Source organism: Streptomyces sp. PSU-S4-23 (assembly GCF_055632315.1).
Window position 1 is genome coordinate 6,831,752 of record NZ_JBVMUU010000002.1, and the last position, 20,144, is coordinate 6,851,895.

Below are 20,144 nucleotides of genomic sequence, written 5' to 3' on the forward strand. Positions count from 1 at the left end.
CACCCGGCCGGACCGGATGCGGGGCCGTGACGCGAGCCTCAGGGTTTACGGGCGACCGCCCCGTACATGGCGATGTCCTCGTCACGGATGCCCTGCTCCCCGGCGCCGTCCGGGTGCCACTTGTGCACCTGGACCACGCCGGGCTCCACCAGCTCCAGCCCCGCGAAGAACTCGTGGGCCTCGTCGATGGTCCGCAACCGCATCGGCATGTTGCGTGCCGCGTACTCGCGGGCGACGCGCCCGACCTCCTCCGGCGCGAACTCCGCGGTACCGATGGACATCGCCAGATAGCTGCCGGACGGCAGCGGTTCGAGCAGCCGGCGCACGATGCCGACGGCGTCGTCCTCGTCCAGGATGAAGTGGACGATGGCGATGACCGTCAGGGCCACCGGCCGGCTGAGGTCCAGGGTCTCGCGGAACTCCGGGGCGCTGAGGATGGCGTCCGGATCGCGGAAGTCGGCCTCGATGTACGAGGTCTTCCCCTCGGGGGAGCTGGCCAGCAGCCCCTGGGAGAGGGTGAGCACGATCGGGTCGTTGTCCACGTACACGACCCGGGACTCGGGCGCCACCGACTGGGCGATCTCGTGCAGGTTGGGGGAGGTGGGGATGCCGGTGCCGATGTCCAGGAACTGGCGCATCCCGGCCTCCTCGGCGAGCCAGCGCACCGCCCGGTTCATCCAGTCGCGGTTGGCGCGCATGTGCACGGGGAGGGCGGGCCATTCCCGGGACATGGCGTCCCCGGCCTCCTTGTCGGCCGGGTAGTAGTCCTTTCCACCCAGGATGTAGTCGTAAATGCGCGCGGAGTGCGCGCTCTCGGTGTCGATGCGGTCGGCCGGCCATCCGTTGTCGGGCAACGCCGCCTCCTCTTCCAGGGGTCTCGTCGGTGGGGGTGGGTGGGGAGCACGAGCGGTCGACGGGGCGGCGCACGGGGACGGTGCGCCGGAACGCATAACAGGGTGTCAGAGAAGGAAGTCGGCCTCGCCCGCCTTCACACCCGCCAGGAATCCCGCCATCTCCTTCGGCGTCATGACCAGCGCCGGGCCGTCGGGGTCCGCGGACTGCCGCAGCGCCACACTGCCGTCGGCCAGTCTCTTCGCCTCCACGCAGGCCCCGCCCGCGTCGTCACTCCAGGGTTTGGACCAGCCACGGCTGCCGAGCGCATGGGACGGCACACAGCTGCGTATCGTGTGGGGCACTCTCACAACTCCTTGCGGATCGCGCCGAGGACGGCCTCGGTCTTCGTCGCGGGCGCCGACTGGGCGCCCAGCCGGTCCAGGGCCTCGCGGTAGACCACGACGTCGTCCGTCTTGTCGAGGTAGACGGCGCCCACGAGGCCGCTCAGGTACACGATGTCCGGCAGTTCGGGGACCCTGAACCGGAAGAGGTGGAACGCGCCCGCGCGCATCGCCGGGTGCGGGCCGTTGCGGAACGGCATGATCTGCAAGGTGACATGGGGCAGCGCGTTCACCGCGATCAGATGGTCGATCTGGGCGCGCATCACCCGGGAGCCGCCGACCGGCCAGCGCAGCACCGTCTCGTCCATCACGACCCACACGCGCGGCGGCGAGGGCCGCGACAGCAGTTCCTGGCGCCGCATGCGCAGTGCGACCCGCCGCTCGGTCGCCTCGGCCGGGGCGTGCGGATTGCCGGCGCCCAGCAGGGCGCGCGCGTAGTCCTCCGTCTGCAGCAGCCCGGGCACGAACTCGGCCTCGTAGGCGCGGATCTGAAGCGCCGCCTGTTCCAGGCTCAGATACGCGGCGAACCAGTCCGGCAGCACGTCGCGGTAGGTGTGCCACCAGCCACGCTTGTTGGCCTCGCGGACCGACTTCAGGAACGTGTCGATCTCCTGCTGGTCCGTGACGCCGTAGGTCTGCAGGAGCTTCTCGGCGTCCGTGAGGCGCAGCCGGGCCACCTTGGCGGACTCCATGCGGCGGATCGTGGAGTGGCTCACACCGATCGTCTCGGCGGCCTGTTCGTAGGTCAGCCCGGCACGCGTCCGCAGCTCCTCCAGCTGCCGGCCGAGGATCATGCGCAGCACGGTGGGGGCGCCGCCCCAGTCGGTCTCCGCGGTCACGCCTACCCCCTCACCCGGGCTGCACGGTCGCAGTGTGTCACGATCACCCGGCGCCTGGAGCAGCATGCACCCGGCGAATTGCAATTTTCAACTTGCTGGTTGCGGAGCGTTGTTGGCGGGTGTCACAGTGGTCATACCGTCGGTAGCCGGGGAACTGGGCTGCTGAGCAGCCCAGTTGGGGGAGACAGGGCTGCGGTTCGGCGCGCTGGGGCGTCCGGCGGCGGGGTACCGGCCAGGGTGCCCAGGCAGACGAAAGGCGAACGGCTGATGGCTCCGCCCTCCCTCCCCCAGCCCGTGGACCGCCTGTCCGGGGGCACGCCCTCCCGCAGATCCGACGTCTTGCGCCTCCCGGCCGTCCACGCCGCGGTGGGCGCCGCCCGCAGGAACGTGCGCGCCCTGCTCCGGCGGCGGGGCACCGGACGGGAGACCTCTGACAACGCTGTCCTGGCGGACGAGAACCGGGGCGCCACCGCGCCCGTTCCGCTCGGCCCCGGGCCCGACCGGCAGGGCGGCCGCCGACCGCCACCGGTGTGCGCGCTCGGCGGCGGCCGAGGGGTCCGGGACGCCCCGCAGGGGGCCGGGCGCGTCATCCGGGCCGGACTCGTACCGGAACCCGGCGAGGCGGTCGCGACCGGCCCGCCGCCCGCCCCGTACCTCAGGCCCGCCCCCCACCCGGCCGAAGGACAGCCACTCCATGGAACGACTGCACGTCTTCGAACCCCGGTCGCACCCGGCCCCGGCTCCGGCCGTCGCGACGGCCGGCCGTCTCGTCCTTCCCGGGGAGCTGACCGCCACCCTGGGGTACGACGCCGTGGGCATCCCCGGGGACCACGGCGAACGGATCATGAACTGCCTGCCCCGTGTCGGGTGCGTCTTCGCGGACGACCTGCGCTGGTGGTGGATCGTCCCCTCGGGCTCGCAGATCGGCGTCACCTGGCCGCCGTCGACGAGCTACGCCGTCGACGCCCGCGTGGGACGGCCGGTGATCCCGGCCGTCGGCGTCCGCCCGGCCGACCCCTCCTGGAGCGGTCCGCGCCCCGGCCGTCCGGTGCTGATCCATCGCCCGGACGGTGACTCTCCGTACACTCCGCCGATCCCGCTGTACTTCCTGGCCTGCCGACTGGCCGGTATCGACCCCCACTGGTCGCCGGGTGTGGGCGCCTGAGGCTGTTCCGGGCCTCGGGCGCCCGTGCAGTCCCGTCTCCGGATGACGCCCGGCGCCCGGTGGCGCATCCTTGCAGAGGTGCGATCGGGGTACCCGTGGGCCCTGAGCGAACGGCGGAGGAGGTGCCCGGCATCTCCCTCCCGGAACCGGGCGGTGTGGTCATGGTCAAGAACGAGGCACGCGGCCGGAGGGATGTCTCCACTCAGGCGGTGTTCGGCGCACCGTGCTGGGTCAGTCTCACCACGCGCGACGTCGAGGCCGCGGAGGAGTTCTACCGGGCCGTGTTCGGCTGGGAATGGCGGCCGAACAGCCTCGGCGACCGGTTCCGGGTGGCGCAGGCGGACGGCGTGCCCGTCGCCGGGATCGCCGCCGTGGCCTCGATGTGGCAGATGGCCGTCGCCTGGACCCCGTACTTCGCGGTCTCCAGCGCCGACGAGGCCGTGGCCCGCTGCCGGGAGCGGGGCGGGACCGCGGCCGTCGGGCCGCTCGCCTTCCCGCCCGGCCGGGCGGCCGTGCTCGCGGACCGCGACGGAGCCGTCTTCGGCATCTGGGAGGGCCGGCTCGTGACCGGCTGGGAGGAGTGGCGCGAGGCCGCCCCCACCTTCATCCGGCTGCACACGCGCGACGCCTTCGACGCCGCCATCTTCTACGGGGAGGTGCTGGGCTGGGCCTCCGCGGTCCCCGGCTGCTGCGAGGTCCACTACGACGGCGACGAGGTCGTCCTGCGCAGCGGCGGGTCGGTGGTGGCCCGCATCCATTCGGGTGCCGTGGAGGCCGCCCCCGACCCCACGATCCGCCCGCACTGGCAGATCCACTTCGCGGTCGCCGACGTGGACGCCTGTGTCCGGACCGCCCGCGCCCACGGCGGCAGCGTTCTGCGCTGGCAGGAGGGCGCCGGGGACGCGGTACTGGCCGACCCGGACGGCGCCCGCTTCACGGTGACCGCGAAACGAGAGCCCTGACCGGCCGCAGTCGGCCCCCACCTGCGTGGCGGGGCCGACAGGCGGGTGGGGAGAGCGCGATTCTCCCGGCCCGTCCCAGCGCAGGGAACTACTGTCGTGAGCATGGTCGGACACGATGCCTTCACCGCCACCCGCGATGCCTACGACGCTGCCGCCCCCGTGTACGCGCAGATGTTCCGCGGCGAGCTGCGGGACAGGCCCCTGGACCGCGCGGTCTTGAGCGCCTTCGCCGAGGTGGTGGGCGCGAGTGGCAACGGCCGGGTCGCGGACCTGGGATGTGGGCCCGGTCATATCACCTGCCACCTGGATGAGTTGGGGCTGGCGGCGTTCGGCGTCGATGCCTCTCCCGCGATGATCGAGTCGGCCCGGCAGACCTATCCGGGTCTGCGGTTCGACGTGGGCTCGATGGCCGCGCTGGACATCGCTGACGGGGTGCTGGGCGGCATGCTGTCACGTTGGTCCGTCATCCACACACCGCCGCGAGAACTCCCCGTCATCCTGGCCGAGTTCCACCGTGTGCTGGCATCTGGCGGACACCTCCTGATCGGCTTCTCCGCCAGCGACGATCCGTCCCACCCCACGCAGGTCTTCGATCACGCGGTCGCGCCGGCCTATCGGTGGTCGCCGGATCATCTCGCCGTGCTGCTGCGCCGGTCCGGGCTGGCCGAGGTGGCCCGGATGGTTCGCGAGCCCCAGCCCACCGACCGGCGGCAGTTCCGGGAGGTTCATCTGCTCGCCCGCAAAGCCTAGGCAGGGGCTTTCTGCGACTCGCCGCAGCGGGGCTTCCCCCGGTCCGGCTTCCAGCAGCCCGTCGGACAGCGGTGCGACCGCCCCCGCCCTCAGCGGTGGCGGTGGCGCATCTCGCGCGGGCTCATCCCGAAGCGCCGGCGGAACGCCGTGCTGAGCGTGCTGGCCGAGGAGAAGCCGCACGCGTAGGCCAGTTCCGTGATCGTCAGATACGCGCAGTCCGTGCAGCGGAGCCGGTCGCGCACCAGCCGCAGCCGCTCCTCCCGGATCAGGTCCCGGGGCGTGGTGCCCACGCGCTGGAGGGCGAGCTGTATCTGGCGCAGGGACCAGCCGAGGTCCCGCGCCATCGACGAGCCGCTGAGGGCGGGGTCCGCGGCGTGTTCGCGGACGTAGCGGCGGACCATCGCCTCGACCTCGCGCAGGTGGCCCGGCGCGTCCGGACGGTCGTCGCCCGCGGCCAGCATGCACAGCAGCTCCACGATCCGGTCCGAGACCGCGTCGAACTGGGTTCCCGTCAGGTGGTCCCGCTCCTCGTGCAGCGACCGCACCATGGAGTCCACCACGCGGCCCAGTCCCCGCGTCAGGTCGAGGCCCGTGGCCAGCGGCGCCTTGCGGCCCAGCGGGCCGTCGATCTCCTGGGAGGGGATCGACAGGATGATCCCCCGCAGCGAGGCGTCGTGCGCCAGCTCGAACGGCGCGCCGAGCGTCATCAGGCTGCCGGTGCCCGGGGTCAGCCGCGCCTCCTGGCCGTCCTGCCGCAGCACCAGCTCACCGGAGGCGGGAAGCACGAACCGGTAGGCGTCGTCGGGCTTCCGGCGCACCAGGCCGGGGGTGCGGACGTACTCGATCTGGTCGCAGTTCCAGCTCACCAGCTGGTACGAGTCGCTGCGCTGCCGGGTCATCTCCCCGCGGAACGCCTCGGAGTGCGCGTACCTGAAGTCCAGCGGGGTCTGGAAGGACACCACGTGCTCGCTCCAGAAGTCGGTGCGTTCCCGTGCGCCGACCTCACCTGTCCTGACCGATTCCACGACGTAGCTTCCCGTGGACAACGATCCCCCTTCGGTACCGCGTGTGCCGACCGCCCATGCAGGCAATACAGCAACTACCGCGTGATCAGGCGGGAGTTACTCCCGGTCATCTTAGAGCACACGCAGCGTCCGCACGTCCGGGGTGTGCGCCCCGTGGCGGATTCCTTTCGTCCGCGCAAAAGTTGTTCGGCCCGGATGCCGCTAGCCTGTGCGCCGCCCGTCCACTCGCGTCCGCTCTTGGGGACTTCATGACCGAACGGATACCGGAGCCGCTGTTCTGGTGCCTGGCAGCCCTGCTGCTCGCCGTCGTGGTGCTGCTGATGCGCCAGCGCGGCATCACCCGGCGCCAGCGCCTGCTCGCCGAGACGCTGGCCGGCGACGTGCGCGCACGCGAGGACGAGGTGCGGCACCTGGTGTCGGTCCGGCTGCCCGCGCTCGCCGACTCCCCGCACGACCCCGTCCCCGGCCCCGGCCCGCTCGACCCACGCCTGGCCAGCACCGACTTCGGCAAGTGCCTCGACGGCGTGCTGGAGAGCTTCTCCGGCGCCGTGGCCCACGCCCAGGCCCGCGCCGACCAGTCCGCGAAGGCCGCCCTGAAGGCGTCGATGCACTCGATCCAGGCCCTCGCCAACGAGCAGCAGGTCGCCATCGCCGAGATGCAGGACCGGCACGACCACCCCGACGTGCTGCGCGACCTGCTCGAAATCGACCACACCAACGCCCAGTTCGGCCGCCGCGCGCAGGCCATCGCCGTGCTGTGCGGTTCCTGGCCCGGACGCCAGCGCTCCACCTCCCCGCTGGTCGAGGTGGTGCGCGGCGCGACCTCCCGCATCCGCGACTACCGCCGGGTGCGCATCACCGGAGAGGTCGACATCGCCGTCGAGAGCCGTGCCGTGGAGCCGGTGGTCCTCGCCATCGCCGAGCTCCTCGACAACGCGGCACGCCACTCGCAGCCCAACACGACCGTCGAGGTGGGCGTCAGCGCGGTGCACAACGGCGCCTGCGTCATCGTCGACGACGCCGGGGTCGGCATGGACGCGCAGTCCGTGGCGAGCGCGACCGAACTCCTGGACGGCCGCCGCTCCGTCGACGTCACCCGGCTCGACGACCCGCCCCGGTTCGGCCTCGCCGTCGTCGGTGTGCTCGCCGTGCGGTACGGATTCAGCGTGTCCGTGGACACGCGGTCCCCCTACGGGGGCGTACGGGCCGTGGTGTTCCTGCCGAGTGCGCTGCTCACGCACGCCGATGCCGCCGCGCCGGAGGACCCCTCCGCCTCCGCCTCCGCCTCCGCCTCCGCCTCCGCCTCTGCCCCCGCCCCCGCCCCGGACCCGGAGGCGGCCCCGTCCTCCGGCACGGACGACTCCGCGCCGCGCCCAGCCGAGGTCGTGGGGAGCACACCCGGGGGCCTGCCGAAGCGGCGGCGACGGACCCCCCGCGCCTCGCAGCCGGCCGCACCCGCCGCCGCCCCGGCCGACGACGTCGAGCACCGCTCCGCAGAGGAGAACGCCCGCCGGATGGGGGCGTTCGCCCGTGGCACCCGCTTCGGCCGGACCGCGCAGGACTCGCCGGACGACGCCCGTGACACCGAGAACCACAGCACCAGCGACGAAGGGACCCCCCAGCCATGATCGAGCCCACGACCAACGAGCTGGGATGGATGCTCGACGACGTGCTGAAGGTGCCCGAGGCCCGGCACGCGATCCTGCTCTCCGCCGACGGCATGCTGCGCGCTCACTCGGCGGACATCGAACGTGACGACGCCGAGCGGCTCGCCGCCGGGCTCTCCGGCGTCCAGTCGATCAGCCGCAGCACCGCCGAGTTCTGCGGCACACCGGGCACCCCGTGGCGGCAGACGCTGATCGAGTTCGCGCACGGATACGTGTTCCTGGCCGCGGCCGGGGAGGGGGCCTACCTCGCCGTCTCCACCAGCCAGGACGTGGACATGGAGGCCGTCACCTACCGCATGCACAAACTGGTCGACCGGCTAGGCCGGGAGCTGACCAGCCCGGTCCGCCGGGACACCGGCCCGGTCGCGCACGGCGGCAGCCCGGCATGACGCCCCGGCGCCGCCCCGGGGAGCGGCTCGTGCGCTCGTACGTGGTCACCGACGGGCGCGCCCACCCGACCCGCACCGCCCTGGACCTGGTCACCCTGATGATCGCCACCGGTGACGTGCCGCCGCCCGGGCTGAGCCCGGAGAAGCGCCGGATCCTCGAACTGTGCCGGCCGGGGGCGCTGTCGCTCGCCGAGGTGGCCGGGCATCTGGAACTGCCCGTCAGCGTCACCAAGGTGCTGGTCGCCGACCTCATGGACAGCGGCCATCTCGTCTCCCGCGCCCCGGTCCCGGCCGCCGCGCCGTCCGACACCCGCATCCTCCAGGAGGTCCTCGATGGGCTTCGCGCCCGCCTCTGACGTCTATCTGCGCAGCAGCGTACGGACCGCGGCCAAGCTGCTGATCGTCGGTCACTTCGCGGTCGGCAAGACCACGTTCGTCGGCGCGCTCTCCGAGATCCGCCCGCTGCGCACCGAGGAGGTCATGACGCAGGCGGGTGCCCTCGTCGACGATCTCGCCGGTACCACCGACAAGACCACCACCACGGTCGCGCTGGACTTCGGCCGGCTCACCCTCAACGACCAGCTGGTGCTCTACCTGTTCGGCACCCCGGGCCAGCAGCGCTTCACCGAGCTGTGGCAGGACATGACCCGGGGTGCCCTCGGTGCGCTGGTGCTGGCCGACACCCGCCGCCTCAGCCAGTCCTTCGGCGTCATGGGGGTGCTGGAGGAGCTGGGGCTGCCGTACGCGGTCGCCGTCAACGACTTCGACGGCGCCCCGGTGTTCGAGCTGGACGAGGTGCGCGAGGCCCTCGACCTGCTGCCCGAGACCCCGCTGGTCCGCTGCGACGCCCGCGACCGCGTCTCCTCGACGCGGGCGCTGATCGCCCTCGTGGAGTACCTGCTGAACCGGACCGGCACCGGTGAACCGCCGGCCGGTACCTGACCGGGCCGGGGACGCACCGGCCGCCTGACGAACCGCACCGGCGAATTGGAGTACGCGTGAGTGCCGTACCACCCCCGGGCTGCCCGGCCCACGAGTCCCTGTACGGGCCGGAGTTCGCCGCCGATCCGGCCGCCGTCTACGGGCGGCTGCGCGCGGCCGGGCCCTTCGCGCCCGTCGAACTGGCCCCCGGCGTCCGGGCCACGCTGGTGGTCTCCTACGACGCCGCCCTGCACGTCCTGCGCAGCCCGGAGACCTTCTCCAAGGACTCCCGCCGCTGGCAGGACCTCGCCGACGGCACCGTCCCGATGGACAGCCCGGTCGTGCCGATGATGGCGTACCGGCCCAACGCCCTGCTCACGGACGGCGAGGAGCACCGGCGGCTGCGCGGGGCGATCACCGACAGCCTCGCCCGGGTCGATCCCCACACCCTGCGCGGCTATGTGGAGTCCAGCGCGGACACCCTCATCGACCGGTTCGCGCCCGCCGGGCAGGCGGATCTGCTCGGCGAGTACGCCCAGGTGCTGCCGCTGCTGGTGTTCAACCATCTCTTCGGCTGCCCCACCGAGTACGGGCTGCGGCTCGTCGAGGGCATGTCCGGGATCTTCGACGGCGTGGAGGCCGAGAAGGCCAACGAACTGCTCAGCACGACCGTGGCGGATCTGGTGGCGCTGAAGCGGGCGAAGCCGGGTGCGGACGTGACGAGCCGGCTCATCGCCCATCCGGCCCGCCTCACGGACGAGGAGCTGGTGCACACCCTGGTCCTGCTGATGGGCGCGGGCACCGAGCCGCAGCAGAACCTCATCGCCAACGGTCTGCGGCTGCTGCTGTCGGACGACCGGTTCGCGGGCGACCTGTCCGGCGGCAGCCTGCCGGTGGAGGACGCCCTCGACGAGGTGCTGTGGACGGACCCGCCGATGGCCAACTACGCGGTGCACTTCCCGATCCACGACGTCACCTACGAGGGCGTGCGGCTGCGCGCGGGCCATCCGCTCGTGGTCAGTTTCGGCGCCGCCAACACCGACCCCGCCCTGACGGCCGACCAGCGGGCGGGCAACCGCGCCCATCTGGCGTGGAGCGCGGGCCCGCACACCTGCCCGGCGATCAGCCCGGCCCGGCTGATCGCGGCGGTCGCGGTGGAAAAGCTCCTGGACCGGCTGCCGGACGTCGAACTCGCCGTGCCCGTCACAGAGCTGGTGTGGCGGCCCGGCCCCTTCCACCGGGCGCTGGCCGCGCTGCCCGTGACGTTCCCGCCCGCCCCCGCGGCAGCGGCCACCGCGCCGGCCGCGGGCCCGGCCGCCGGGCAGCATCCGCCCCTCGTGCCGGAGCCGGCGTCCGGGCCCGCGGCGGCCGACCGGCCGAGGAACGGCTGGGCCCGGCTGCTGGCGTGGTGGCGCGGGGAGTGACTCCCGAGGCGATCAGGCCAGGCGCACCGGAAGGGCCCGGTGGCCGTTCGAGATGAACGAGTCGACGGGCTCCAGCTCTCCCTCGGGCACGGCGAGCCTGAGATCCGGGAACCGCTCGAAGAGGGTGGGCAGCGCGATGCGCGCCTCCAGCCTGCCGAGCGGCGCGCCCAGGCAGAAGTGGACGCCGTAACCGAAGGCGAGGTGCTCCTTGTCGGCGCGGGTGACGTCGAAGCGGTCGGCCTCCGGGCCGTACCGCTCGGGGGCGCGCCCGGCGGCGGCGTACGCGGCCAGGATCGCCTCGCCCTTGCGGATGGACACCTCCTCGGGGCCGCCGAACTCGCCCATCGCCAGGTCCTCGACGGCGTACCGCAGAGGCAGGCTGGCGACGGGCGAATCGACGCGCAGGGTCTCCTCGATCACGTCGTCCCAGGACGCGCGGCCCGTGCGGACGTGCGCCAGCTGGTCCGGGTGGGTGAGCAGGGCGTGGACGGCGTTGTCGAGGAGGTTGACCGTCGTCTCGTGGCCGGCGCTGATCAACAGCACCAGCGTGTCGAGGAGTTCCTGCTCGCTGAGCCGGGTGTCCCCTTCCTCGTCACGGGCCGAGATCAGCCCGGAGGTCAGGTCGTCGCCGGGCGACTCGCGCTTGGACGCGACCAGTTCGCCCAGGGTGGCGTACAGCCGCCCGTAGGTGTCGGTGACCTCCTCCGGGCTCGCCGAGGTGTGGAAGATGCTGTCGACCAGGGACCGCAGCTCGGCGCCCTTCTCCTCCGGCAGGCCGAACAGCTCGCTGATCACCTGGATCGGCAGCGGGTAGCAGAACTCCTCGCGCAGATCGACGGGTTCGCCGGTGCGCCCGGCCTGGCCGACCCGGTCGAGCAACTGCGCGGTGATCTCCTCGATGCGGGGCTGGAGCGCGGCGATGCGACGGGGGGTGAACGCCCTGGAGACGAGCCCGCGGAGCCGTTTGTGGTCGCCGCCGTACGCGGTGAACATGTTCTGCACCGCGACCCAGGTGAACAGCGGCCACTCGGGGGAGACCTCGCCGTTGATCCAGGTGGGCCAGTGCTGTCGCGGGTCCTTGGACACCCGGGGGTCGGTGAGCAGCCGTTTCAGCAGGTCGGCGTCGCTCACGGCCCACGCCGGCACCCCGCCGGGGAGCTCGACGAGGGTCACCGGTCCCCGGGCACGGATGCGTGCGGCCTCGCCGTGGATGTCACGACCGGTCGCGTCAATCACTATGGGGGTCGGGTTCCCCATCGAAGCCTCCCTGGCGTTCGGGCGTTCGTACGACGCGTCACCGTACGCGGAGGGGGAGCGCTGCCACGGGGGTGGGGCGCGGCGGTGCGTACGCGCGCAACTTCCCTGCGCGTGCAGGCAAGTTCGCCCGGTGGGCCGGTCCTAGGGTGAGGGGTGGAGGGGGTGAGGGGGAGGTCGGTTGTTCGGAAGCCTGGGAGGGCTTGTGTTCGGCAGGACGGACGGTGGGGCGCCGCGATGGATGCGCCCTTACAGCGCCGAGGTGCGGACGATGCCCGCCGGGCGGTGGTGGGACGCGGTCCGCGTGCCCCTCGCGCTCGGGGCGCGCACGCTGCAGCACCTCGGTGACGAGACCGGCGCCGTGATCAAGGACGGTTTCGGGGGCATCCTGTACTGGCTCGTGCTGCCGGACTCGGCGGACGGCTGGCGGCTGCCGGGGGTGCAGGTGCTCGGCTCGGGCTGCCATGTGGCCGTTCCGCCGCTGCACCGCACGACGGGACCGGGCCTGTACTGGAGCGTCCCGCCCTCCCGTGAACGCGAGTGCACCACCGCCCACCGCCTCCACTCGGCCCTGACCGCCCCCTGACCTCCCATCGGGCGGCCCCCCGGCGGGCCGGGCCCCGTCGCCGGCGGGGCCCGGCCCGCCGGCTCGGCCTCGGCGGGCGGGGGCCCGGTGGGGGAGTCCCGTGCGGTGGGGCGTGGGACGTCGCAGGACCGCCCGCCGAGGTGCGGAAGGGTCAGGACGTGGCCGTGTCCGCGGTGGGGGACGGCGCGCGACGGCGGCGCAGCCGGCCCCGGCGGGGTTCCTGGTCCGGCAGCCAGCCGAAGGCGAGACAACTGCCCGTCGCGCCCAGCAGCAGGCCGATCAGGAAACCGCCCAGATTGGACGTGAGCCAGGTGCCCAGCGACAGCAGGATGCCGATGATCGAGTAGAACAGCCGCTGCTGGGGGTTGAAGAGGACCAGCAGACCGCACAGCACCATCACCGTCGGCAGGAGATACCCCGCCAGGCCCTGCATGCCGATGTGCATGACCACCTTCAGCGACGCCTTCTCGGTGAGAAGGATCTCCGCCCCGCCCAACGTCAGCAGCAGCCCGCCCCAGAAGGGACGGGCCGCTCGCCACCGCCGGAAGGCGGTCCTTGTCCGGCCGCTCATCAGCAGCCCGTGTCGCTGAAGCGGAGCTTGAGCCCGGGCAGCTTGAACACGCCTGCCGTGGTCGCGTAGTTGGTCTGCCGCAGGTTGCCGATGTGCACGGTGTCGGCCTGCTGGCTGAAGACGCCCTTGGGGCCCTGGACCCCCGCCTTGTCCAGCGTGCTCGCGTCGTTGCCGATCTCGATGTTGTTGAACGCGGCGTCGCCGGACAGCACGGTCGAGTCGGTGGTCAGATCGCTCGCGGTCACCTTCTCGGCACCGCTGCCCGCGGTGATGAGCAGGTTGGTGCCGCCGAGGTCGACGCTCTGGCACAGCTTGGTGAGCGTCGCGTTCTTGATCGCCGAGGTGACGACCAGGACCTGGCCGCCGGTGTCGCCGGCGTTCGGGCTGCCCTCGGCCATGTTGTCGAGAGCGCCGAACTGCTCGAAACCGGTGCCGTCGAGGTTCGTGGCGGTGACCGTGAACGGCATCCCGGAGATGGCGAACTGGACGCCGAGCGCGCCCTGGGCCGTGAGGATCATGAGTCCCGCGGCGATCGCGGTGGCAGGCACCGCCATCACCGCGGCGCGGCGCAGGCGGACTCGCCCGCGTCTCTCGGGCGACCCCTCGTCGGGGAGCTCGGGGGTGGAACCGGTGGACGCCGTGGCGTCCGGGGACGAGGCCATGTCTGCTCCTGGGCATAGTCAATGCAAGTAGGGCTTCGCTGGCACGTTGTCCTGGCGCGGACTGCTGCCGCTCACGCCTCCTCACACCTCCCGGCGTGTGCAAGGGCTTACTCGTGGCGCGGCAGGGGGCCGACGAGGAAGTTACCCGGGGTTACAGCAAGCGGTCAAGGGAGTTGTGGCAAAGAGGTGTCGATTGTGTGACGCCCATGCACGAGCTGCGTCCGGATCCGGACCGGCAATGGCCCGACTGTGCGTGCACTTGAGCCCCTTTCAACGCCAACTTGGTTGAAACTTCTTGACGTTGACGGTTGATCAGGTCTACAACTGCCACTGTTTTCCCACGGATCCGTGGCGCCGGATCCGTTCGCACGGAGCACGTCGCTCTCCCGGCCCCGTCCTTCCGGGGCGTTGGCGACACCTCTGCACGCGCCGTGCGATGTACGGATCCTTCACACCGCTCGTGATCCTGTACCACCCCTTCGCGGCACCGGTACGGCCGCCTTCCCCTGTCCGCGGTCCGTTCCCCGTGCCTCGTTCGTCGCTGTTGGTCCGTCACGTACGGAGAAGGCGTCGCGGACCGGCAGCGGCACACCACCCGCACAGGCCCCCACTTCGGAGAAGAGGCACCCCCCATGCGTTCGACCCGATCCCTGCTCGCCGTCGCCGGCGCCGCCGCGGCCCTCGCCGTGGCAGCCGCCACCCCCGCCTCCGCGGACGGCACCGTGCTCACCACCGGCAGCGCGGGCGGCACCGCCGTCGCCGTCGGCGACGTCCTCAACGCTTCGCTCGCCAGCGGCACCGCGGCCACGCTCTACTCCAGCAGCACCGGCACCAGCGGCGTCACCTGCACCTCCTCCTCGTTCAGCGCCACCGTCACCGGCAACCCGGCCGCGCCCGGCACCGCGACCGAGTCGCTCACCGGCCAGAGCTTCGACAGCAGCAGCTGCACCAGCAACGTCACCGGTGTCCTGAGCGTCTCCAGCATCAACGTCGACAACCTGCCCTACTCGACCTCCGTCACCTCCGGCGGCACGGTCACCGTCACCCCGGCCGCGGGCTCCACCATCCAGACGACGGTGAAGCTGCGCACCCTGCTCGGCACGATCACCTGCGTCTACCAGGCCCCGAGCCTGACCGGCACGGCGAGCAACGCCGACAACAGCATCACCTTCACCAACCAGCAGTTCACCAAGTCCTCGGGCTCGTCCCTGTGCTTCGCCAACGGCTTCTTCACGGCGAAGTACGCCCCGGTCACCGACACCAGCCAGGGCAACAGCCCGGTCTACGTCAACTGACGGCCGGCGATCCGGGTGGACGACCGCTTCCGGCGCTCCGCGGAGCCGGGGCGGTCGTCCTGCTCCGGCCGCGGGCGGGCGATCGTCCTCATCCGCGCCGTCGGCGCAGCGCCAGCGCGGTACCCCCCGCGAGCAGCGCCACCGCCGCGGCGCCGCCCGCCAGCAGCGGCATCGACGGGCCGCCGCCGGAACCGGAGCGGGGCGCGGCGGCCGCCGCCGGGGTGCCGGGCACGGTCGTCGCCGGGTCGTCCGGCACCGCCGAAGGCTGTGCCGGCGTGGCCCCGGTCTCCGAGGTACCGGAGGCACCCGAGGCGTCCGCGGTGCCCGGGTTCCCGGACGCACCCCGGGTCGCGGAGCCACCCGCCGCACCGGATGCGCCCGACGCGGGGAAGACCACGTCCGAGCACGAGTAGTACGTGTCCGTCGTGCTCGAGTTCTGCCAGATCGTGTAGAGGACGTGGTGCCCCGTCCGGTCCGCCGGGAGCTTCACCCCGATCCGGTAGGCGCCCTTGACCAGCGGCGGGTCAGTGACCTGGGCGAAGGGCTTCGCCGGGAGATCGGACCAGGCCAAGGGCCTGGTGGGGTCGTACCCCTGTTTCGTCAGGAACAGCTTGAACGTGCCGGTGTGCGGGATCGTCGAGCTGTACGCCATGGTCAGCGACGCGCCCGGCGCGAGCCGCGTCGACGGCCAGTCGGAGCGCGCCAGGTCGAGGCCCCGGTAGGAGGGCAGCCCTCCGCTGCACAGCCGTCCGTCGGGGATGAGCCGTCGGTCCCGGCCGTTCACGTCCGCGACCCGCAGGTTGTCCCACGCCGTGAACGGGGCGCCGTTCGCCTCCACCGCCGCCCGGCACGCGGCGCTCCGCGCCCGGTCGCCCCCCTCGGGCGAGCACGCGACCACCCGGCTGACCGGGTCCGTGGGCGCGCCGTGGGCGAGGGCCGGGGTCGCGGTCAGCAGCGTGACCGACACGGCGACGGCGGCCGCGGCGGTGGTGCGGTGTGCGGTCATCCGGTGTCTCCAGGGCACATGGGTCCGGTGGGTGCGTGCCGAGAAGTACGGGCGGGCGGCGCCGGGTGTTCAGACGCGGGCCGCCGCGGTGGCACGGCGGCGCGTTTGCCCCGCGCATTTCTCCACAGCACACGCGCTTGACCATTCCTATGTGGTGATCATGTCAACTGACTGGTAGTCATGCATACATGGCGTTACCTCGACTGCGCTCAGGAACGGGAAGACTGGCGGCGGCGCTGGCCGCCCTCGCCCTGGCCGTCACCGCCTGCGGCGGCGACGGGAAATCCTCCTCCGAGAGCGGGCGGCAGACGATCACCGTGGCCGCCGTCCCGCTCGCCGACGAAGCCGCGCTCTACCTCGCGCAGGACCGCGGGCTCTTCCGCAAGGAAGGGCTGGACGTCCGCATCCAGCCCGTCCAGCAGAGCATCCAGGCGCTGCCCGCGCTCACCAAGGGGCAGGTGGACCTCATCGCCGGGGCGAACTACGTGACGTTCCTGCAGGCGTACGACAAGGGGACGCTGGACCTGCGCATCGTCGCCGAGGGCGCCCGGGCCGCGTCGCACATGATGGACGTGCTGGTGCCCAAGGACTCGCCGATCAAGAGCGTCTCCGACCTCAAGGGCAAGAAGGTCGCCGTCAACATCCTCAACAACATCCAGTCGCTCACCCTCGACGCGATCCTCGACGCGCAGGGTGCGGGGCGGCCCGTGTACCGGCAGATCACCTTCCCGCAGATGGGCCCCGCCCTGCAGAAGGGGCAGGTGGACGCGGTGCACGCGGCCGAGCCGTTCGACAGCGCCCTGCAGAAGGACCTCGGCGCCCGGATCCTCCTGGACGGCGCGTCCCCGCCGGTGCGGCTGATCCCGATCAGCGGGTACGTCACCACGGGCCGCTTCGCCGCGAAGAACCCCGAGGCGGTGGCCGCGTTCCAGCGCGCCCTCGCCGCCGCCGCGGCGCTCGCGAACCGGACCCCCGACGCCGTACGCCGGGAACTCCCCACGTTCACCAAGGTGACCGCCGACCAGGCGAAGTCGATCCGTCTGCCGGCCTATCCGGAGAAGGCCGACGCGGCACAGCTGCGGCGGCTCGTCTCGCTGATGCGGGCACAGGGGCTGCTGACGAAGGACGTCGACCCCGGGTCGCTGTTGGTGAAGTGAGCGGCGGGATCGGGTGGCTCGGATGAGGCGACGGCGGGAGCTCGGGCTCGGCGCCCTCGGAGTGCTGCTCGCCTTCGGTGTCTGCGAAGCCGTGAGCCGGGCCGGACTCGTCCGCGAGAGCTATCTGCCGCCGGCGTCCCGGGTGGCCGCGCGAGCCGTCGGACTGGCGGGCGACCCCGCCTTCCTGAACGGTGTCGCGGCGACCCTGAGGGCCTGGGCGCTCGGGCTCGGCCTCGCCTGCGCGCTCGCCGTCCCGGCGGGACTGCTGCTCGGCAGCGTGCCCGTGGCCGACGCCGCGGTGCGGGCCGTGGTGGAGTTCCTGCGGCCGCTGCCGTCCGTGGCCCTGATCCCCCTGGTCTCGCTGCTGCTCGGCTCCGGCACCGAGACCAAGGTCGCGCTCATCACCTACGCCTCCGTGTGGCCCGTGCTCTTCAACACGGTGTACGGGCTCGGCGAGACGGACCCCCTCGCCAAGGACACGCTGCGCGCCTTCGGCTTCGGCCGGGTGTCGGTGCTGCTGCGCGTCGAACTCCCCGCCACCGCGCCCTTCATCGCGGCCGGGGTGCGCATCTCGGCGGCCGTCGCGCTCGTCCTGGCCGTCGCTACGGAGATCCTGTCGGGCTTCGGCGAAGGGCTCGGCATCTTCATCGCCCAGGCGGAATCGGCGACGGACGGGGCGCTCGACGTGCTGGCCGGGGTCATGTGGGCCGGAGTCCTCGGGCTGGTGATCAACGGGGTACTGGAGTGGGCGGAGCGGCGGCTGTTCCCCTGGACGCCGGAGCGGCGAGGAGCGCCGGCGTGACGCGGGGGCGTGCGCCGTCGACGCGCGCCGTCGCGGTGCGCGGTGCCGTCCTGCGCTGGACCGTGCTCGCGGTCGCCGTCGCCGGATGGGAGGCCGCGGCGCGCGCCCACGGCAGCGTCTACTTCCCGCCGCCCGGCCGGATCGCGGGCCACGCCTACGACCTGTGGTTCTCGGGACCGGCCCGGCATGTCTTCCTGACCCGGGAGGCCCTCGACACGATCCTCCCCAGCCTGGGGCGGATGGCCGCCGGGTTCGCGATCGCCGCCGTCGCCGGCATCGCGCTCGGTGTGCTCCTGGGACGCTCGCGCCAGGCGTACGCGCTGTGCAACCCGGTGCTGCAGTTCGCGCGCGCCGTGCCACCGCCCGCACTCGTCCCCGTCTTCGTGGTCGTCTTCGCCTTCGGCACCCCGATGCAGCTCGCCTCCATCGTGTTCAGCGCCGTCTGGCCCGTTCTCATCAACACGGCGCAGGGCACACGTGCCACCGACCCGCTGCGCCTGGAGGTCGCCGCCGTGCTGCGGCTGACGGCCGCCGAGCGGCTGTGGCTGCTCCTGCTGCCGTCCGCGCTGCCACGCATCCTCGCGGGCCTGCGCCTGAGCCTGTCGCTCTCGCTCATCCTCATGGTGTTCTCGGAACTGCTGCCCGGTACCGCCGACGGCATCGGATTCGCGCTCACCGACGCCCAGTCGCGCTCCGACCTGCTCACCGTGTGGGCGGCGCTGGTCCTGCTCGGCGTCCTCGGGAACCTGCTCAACACCGGCCTGCTGGGCGTGGAGAAGCGGCTGGTCGGACGGGGAAGGGAAAGCGCCGCATGACCGAGCGGACCGTTCTGCAATGCGCCCTGGACTTCTTCCGGGACACCGGAATGACCACGATCTTCGGCAATCCGGGCTCGACGGAGCTGCGCATGTTCCGCGACTGGCCCGACGACTTCACCTATGTGCTCGGACTCCAGGAGTCCGTCGCCGTCGCCATGGCCGCGGGACATGCGATAGGGACCCGCCGCGCCGCCCTCGTCAGTCTGCACTCGGCCGGCGGAGTCGGTCACGCCCTGGGCGCCGTCTTCAACGCCCACCGCGACCGCGTCCCGCTCGTCGTCGTCGCCGGGCAGCAGTCCCGTGCCCTGCTCCAGCTGCGCCCCTTCCTCGGCGCGGACGAACCGGCCCAGTTCCCGCGCCCCTACGTGAAGTTCAGCCGCCAGCCGGAACGTGCCGCCGATGTGCCGGCCGTGCTCGCCGAGGCGCACCGGATCGCGATGGCGCCGCCCCGCGGGCCCGTGTTCGTCTCCGTCCCCGAGGACGACTGGGACCGGCCGGCGCAGCCGGTCGCGCCGCGCGCCGTCCACAGCTCGTACACGGCCGACCCGCAGGCGTTGCGCACCCTCGCCGCACGCCTGGACGCCTGCGCCCGGCCCGCCCTGGTCGTCGGCCCGGGAGTCGACGACGAACACGCCCTGGACGAGGTGCGCGCCCTCGCCGAGCGGCTCGGCGCCGCCGTGTGGATCAGCCCGCTCTCGGGCCGCTCCGGGTTCCCCGAGTCGCACCCCCTCTTCCAGGGGTTCCTGCCGCCCGTCGCCGACCAGCTGGCGGCGCGCCTGGACCCGTACGACGTGGTGATCGCCCTGGGTGCGCCCCTGTTCACCTACCACGTGCACACCGAGAGCCCGCCGCTGAGTCCGGGCACCGAACTCTTCCACCTGGACTGCGACCCCGCCCAGGCGGCCTGGCTGCCCACCGGCACGAGCATCGTGACCACGCTCAAGCCGGCCCTGACCCGGCTGACCTCCCTGGTGGGCGAGTCCGGGCGCACGCCGCCCCCGCCCCGGACCCCGCGCCCGCGCGCCGCACCCGGTGTGCTCACCCCCGAGCTGCTCTTCGACCTCCTCCAGGAGCGGCTGCCGGGCGACCGCGTGCTCGTCGAGGAGACCCCCAGCCACCGCGACACGCTCCACGCGCGCGTGCGCGTCGACGCCGACGGCGGCTTCCTCACCACCGGCAGCGGCGCGCTCGGCTGGGGTCTGCCGCTCGCTGTGGGGCGGGCGCTCGCCGACCGGCGCCGGCTGGTGTGCGTGGTCGGCGACGGCTCGGCGCTCTACTCCGTGCAGGCCCTGTGGACCGCGGCCCGGCACCGCGCGCCGGTGACCTATGTGCTCGTCGACAACGGCGGCTACGGCGCCGTCCGGGCGCTGGGGCGCCGCATCGACATCGCGCCGGTCCCCGGCACCGACATCGACGGCATCGACTTCGCCGCGCTCGCCGCGTCGTTCGGCTGCCCGTCGGCGTACGTCGACGACCCCGGGGCCCTCGCCCCCGCCCTGGACCGGGCGCTGGCGGCGGGGGACGACGAGGGCCCGTTCCTGCTGCACGTCCGGGTGACGGGCGCGGACGGCGCGCTGTACGCCGGACACGACGCCCGCACCCCCTGGGCCGGGTGA

The 20,144-nt window shown here is 72.8% G+C and carries 22 protein-coding genes; 14 read left to right on the top strand and 8 right to left on the bottom strand.

Annotated features, from left to right (window positions below):
• Positions 1–38 precede the first annotated feature (38 nt).
• The 3 genes from ACZ79I_RS31015 to ACZ79I_RS31025 form a co-directional block, all read right to left on the bottom strand.
• Complete coding sequence (locus ACZ79I_RS31015; protein ID WP_471501620.1) at positions 39–854, bottom strand: SAM-dependent methyltransferase; 816 nt, start codon at positions 852–854, stop codon at positions 39–41.
• 105 nt (positions 855–959) lie between these two features.
• Positions 960–1,196 (bottom strand): DUF397 domain-containing protein, encoded by a 237-nt coding sequence (locus tag ACZ79I_RS31020; protein ID WP_471501622.1) that lies wholly within the window; start codon positions 1,194–1,196, stop codon positions 960–962.
• A 2-nt stretch (positions 1,197–1,198) separates the two neighbouring features.
• Complete coding sequence (locus tag ACZ79I_RS31025) at positions 1,199–2,074, bottom strand: helix-turn-helix domain-containing protein (protein ID WP_471501624.1); 876 nt, start codon at positions 2,072–2,074, stop codon at positions 1,199–1,201.
• Positions 2,075–2,768: 694 nt separating this feature from the next.
• Between ACZ79I_RS31025 and ACZ79I_RS31030 the strand changes: the two genes are divergently transcribed.
• The 3 genes from ACZ79I_RS31030 (at position 2,769) to ACZ79I_RS31040 (ending at position 4,951) form a co-directional block, all read left to right on the top strand.
• A complete protein-coding gene (locus ACZ79I_RS31030; RefSeq protein WP_471501626.1) occupies positions 2,769–3,239 on the top strand; it encodes a hypothetical protein in 471 nt (156 codons plus the stop codon).
• A 161-nt stretch (positions 3,240–3,400) separates the two neighbouring features.
• Entirely contained in the window at positions 3,401–4,201 is an 801-nt protein-coding gene (locus tag ACZ79I_RS31035; protein WP_471505324.1) for a VOC family protein, read from the top strand.
• Positions 4,202–4,303: 102 nt separating this feature from the next.
• Positions 4,304–4,951, top strand: a complete 648-nt coding sequence (locus ACZ79I_RS31040) for a class I SAM-dependent methyltransferase (protein WP_471501628.1) — start codon at positions 4,304–4,306, stop codon at positions 4,949–4,951.
• An 89-nt stretch (positions 4,952–5,040) separates the two neighbouring features.
• On the opposite strand, the gene ACZ79I_RS31045 is transcribed toward ACZ79I_RS31040, so the two are convergent.
• Positions 5,041–5,997 (bottom strand): AraC-like ligand-binding domain-containing protein, encoded by a 957-nt coding sequence (locus tag ACZ79I_RS31045; protein ID WP_471501630.1) that lies wholly within the window; start codon positions 5,995–5,997, stop codon positions 5,041–5,043.
• Between the two features lie 227 nt (positions 5,998–6,224).
• Here ACZ79I_RS31045 and ACZ79I_RS31050 point away from each other — a divergent pair, with 227 nt between their 5' ends.
• Genes ACZ79I_RS31050 through ACZ79I_RS31070 form a run of 5 tightly spaced genes read left to right on the top strand, consistent with a single transcriptional unit; the run spans position 6,225 to position 10,377 of the window.
• Positions 6,225–7,604, top strand: coding sequence for an ATP-binding protein (locus tag ACZ79I_RS31050; protein ID WP_471501632.1), 1,380 nt, complete (start codon positions 6,225–6,227; stop codon positions 7,602–7,604).
• The gene (locus tag ACZ79I_RS31055) at positions 7,601–8,032 is read left to right on the top strand and encodes a roadblock/LC7 domain-containing protein (RefSeq protein ID WP_471501634.1); all 432 of its coding nucleotides are present in this window, start codon (positions 7,601–7,603) and stop codon (positions 8,030–8,032) included. Before ACZ79I_RS31050 ends, ACZ79I_RS31055 begins: the two co-directional genes overlap by 4 nt.
• Positions 8,029–8,388, top strand: a complete 360-nt coding sequence (locus tag ACZ79I_RS31060; protein WP_381082878.1) for a DUF742 domain-containing protein — start codon at positions 8,029–8,031, stop codon at positions 8,386–8,388. Before ACZ79I_RS31055 ends, ACZ79I_RS31060 begins: the two co-directional genes overlap by 4 nt.
• Positions 8,366–8,974 (top strand): GTP-binding protein, encoded by a 609-nt coding sequence (locus tag ACZ79I_RS31065; RefSeq protein ID WP_471501636.1) that lies wholly within the window; start codon positions 8,366–8,368, stop codon positions 8,972–8,974. The genes ACZ79I_RS31060 and ACZ79I_RS31065 overlap by 23 nt, the downstream gene beginning before the upstream one ends.
• Positions 8,975–9,030: 56 nt before the next feature.
• A complete protein-coding gene (locus ACZ79I_RS31070; protein WP_471501638.1) occupies positions 9,031–10,377 on the top strand; it encodes a cytochrome P450 in 1,347 nt (448 codons plus the stop codon).
• A 12-nt stretch (positions 10,378–10,389) separates the two neighbouring features.
• Here the strand turns inward: ACZ79I_RS31070 and ACZ79I_RS31075 are convergent, their stop codons facing one another.
• Positions 10,390–11,634 carry a cytochrome P450 family protein gene (locus ACZ79I_RS31075; RefSeq protein ID WP_471501640.1) on the bottom strand — a complete coding sequence of 415 codons (1,245 nt, stop codon included), beginning with the start codon at positions 11,632–11,634 and terminating at the stop codon, positions 10,390–10,392.
• Between the two features lie 268 nt (positions 11,635–11,902).
• Here ACZ79I_RS31075 and ACZ79I_RS31080 point away from each other — a divergent pair, with 268 nt between their 5' ends.
• Positions 11,903–12,217, top strand: a complete 315-nt coding sequence (locus tag ACZ79I_RS31080) for a hypothetical protein (RefSeq protein WP_471501642.1) — start codon at positions 11,903–11,905, stop codon at positions 12,215–12,217.
• Positions 12,218–12,368: 151 nt separating this feature from the next.
• On the opposite strand, the gene ACZ79I_RS31085 is transcribed toward ACZ79I_RS31080, so the two are convergent.
• Complete coding sequence (locus tag ACZ79I_RS31085) at positions 12,369–12,788, bottom strand: DUF6114 domain-containing protein (protein WP_471501644.1); 420 nt, start codon at positions 12,786–12,788, stop codon at positions 12,369–12,371.
• On the bottom strand, positions 12,788–13,450 hold the full coding sequence (locus tag ACZ79I_RS31090; protein WP_471501646.1) for a DUF6230 family protein: 663 nt from the start codon (positions 13,448–13,450) through the stop codon (positions 12,788–12,790). Before ACZ79I_RS31090 ends, ACZ79I_RS31085 begins: the two co-directional genes overlap by 1 nt.
• 632 nt (positions 13,451–14,082) lie before the next feature.
• Between ACZ79I_RS31090 and ACZ79I_RS31095 the strand changes: the two genes are divergently transcribed.
• The gene (locus ACZ79I_RS31095; protein WP_471501648.1) at positions 14,083–14,745 is read left to right on the top strand and encodes a Tat pathway signal sequence domain protein; all 663 of its coding nucleotides are present in this window, start codon (positions 14,083–14,085) and stop codon (positions 14,743–14,745) included.
• Positions 14,746–14,833: 88 nt separating this feature from the next.
• On the opposite strand, the gene ACZ79I_RS31100 is transcribed toward ACZ79I_RS31095, so the two are convergent.
• Positions 14,834–15,751: a lytic polysaccharide monooxygenase auxiliary activity family 9 protein gene (locus ACZ79I_RS31100; RefSeq protein ID WP_471501650.1), complete on the bottom strand. Its 918-nt coding sequence runs from the start codon at positions 15,749–15,751 to the stop codon at positions 14,834–14,836.
• Positions 15,752–15,939: 188 nt separating this feature from the next.
• Between ACZ79I_RS31100 and ACZ79I_RS31105 the strand changes: the two genes are divergently transcribed.
• The 4 genes from ACZ79I_RS31105 to mdlC are packed head-to-tail and all read left to right on the top strand — an operon-like array spanning position 15,940 to position 20,144.
• Positions 15,940–16,908 carry an ABC transporter substrate-binding protein gene (locus ACZ79I_RS31105; RefSeq protein WP_471501652.1) on the top strand — a complete coding sequence of 323 codons (969 nt, stop codon included), beginning with the start codon at positions 15,940–15,942 and terminating at the stop codon, positions 16,906–16,908.
• 22 nt (positions 16,909–16,930) lie between these two features.
• On the top strand, positions 16,931–17,710 hold the full coding sequence (locus tag ACZ79I_RS31110) for an ABC transporter permease (RefSeq protein ID WP_471501654.1): 780 nt from the start codon (positions 16,931–16,933) through the stop codon (positions 17,708–17,710).
• Complete coding sequence (locus ACZ79I_RS31115) at positions 17,707–18,525, top strand: ABC transporter permease (protein ID WP_471501656.1); 819 nt, start codon at positions 17,707–17,709, stop codon at positions 18,523–18,525. Before ACZ79I_RS31110 ends, ACZ79I_RS31115 begins: the two co-directional genes overlap by 4 nt.
• Positions 18,522–20,144: a benzoylformate decarboxylase gene (gene mdlC / locus ACZ79I_RS31120; protein ID WP_471501658.1), complete on the top strand. Its 1,623-nt coding sequence runs from the start codon at positions 18,522–18,524 to the stop codon at positions 20,142–20,144. The genes ACZ79I_RS31115 and mdlC overlap by 4 nt, the downstream gene beginning before the upstream one ends.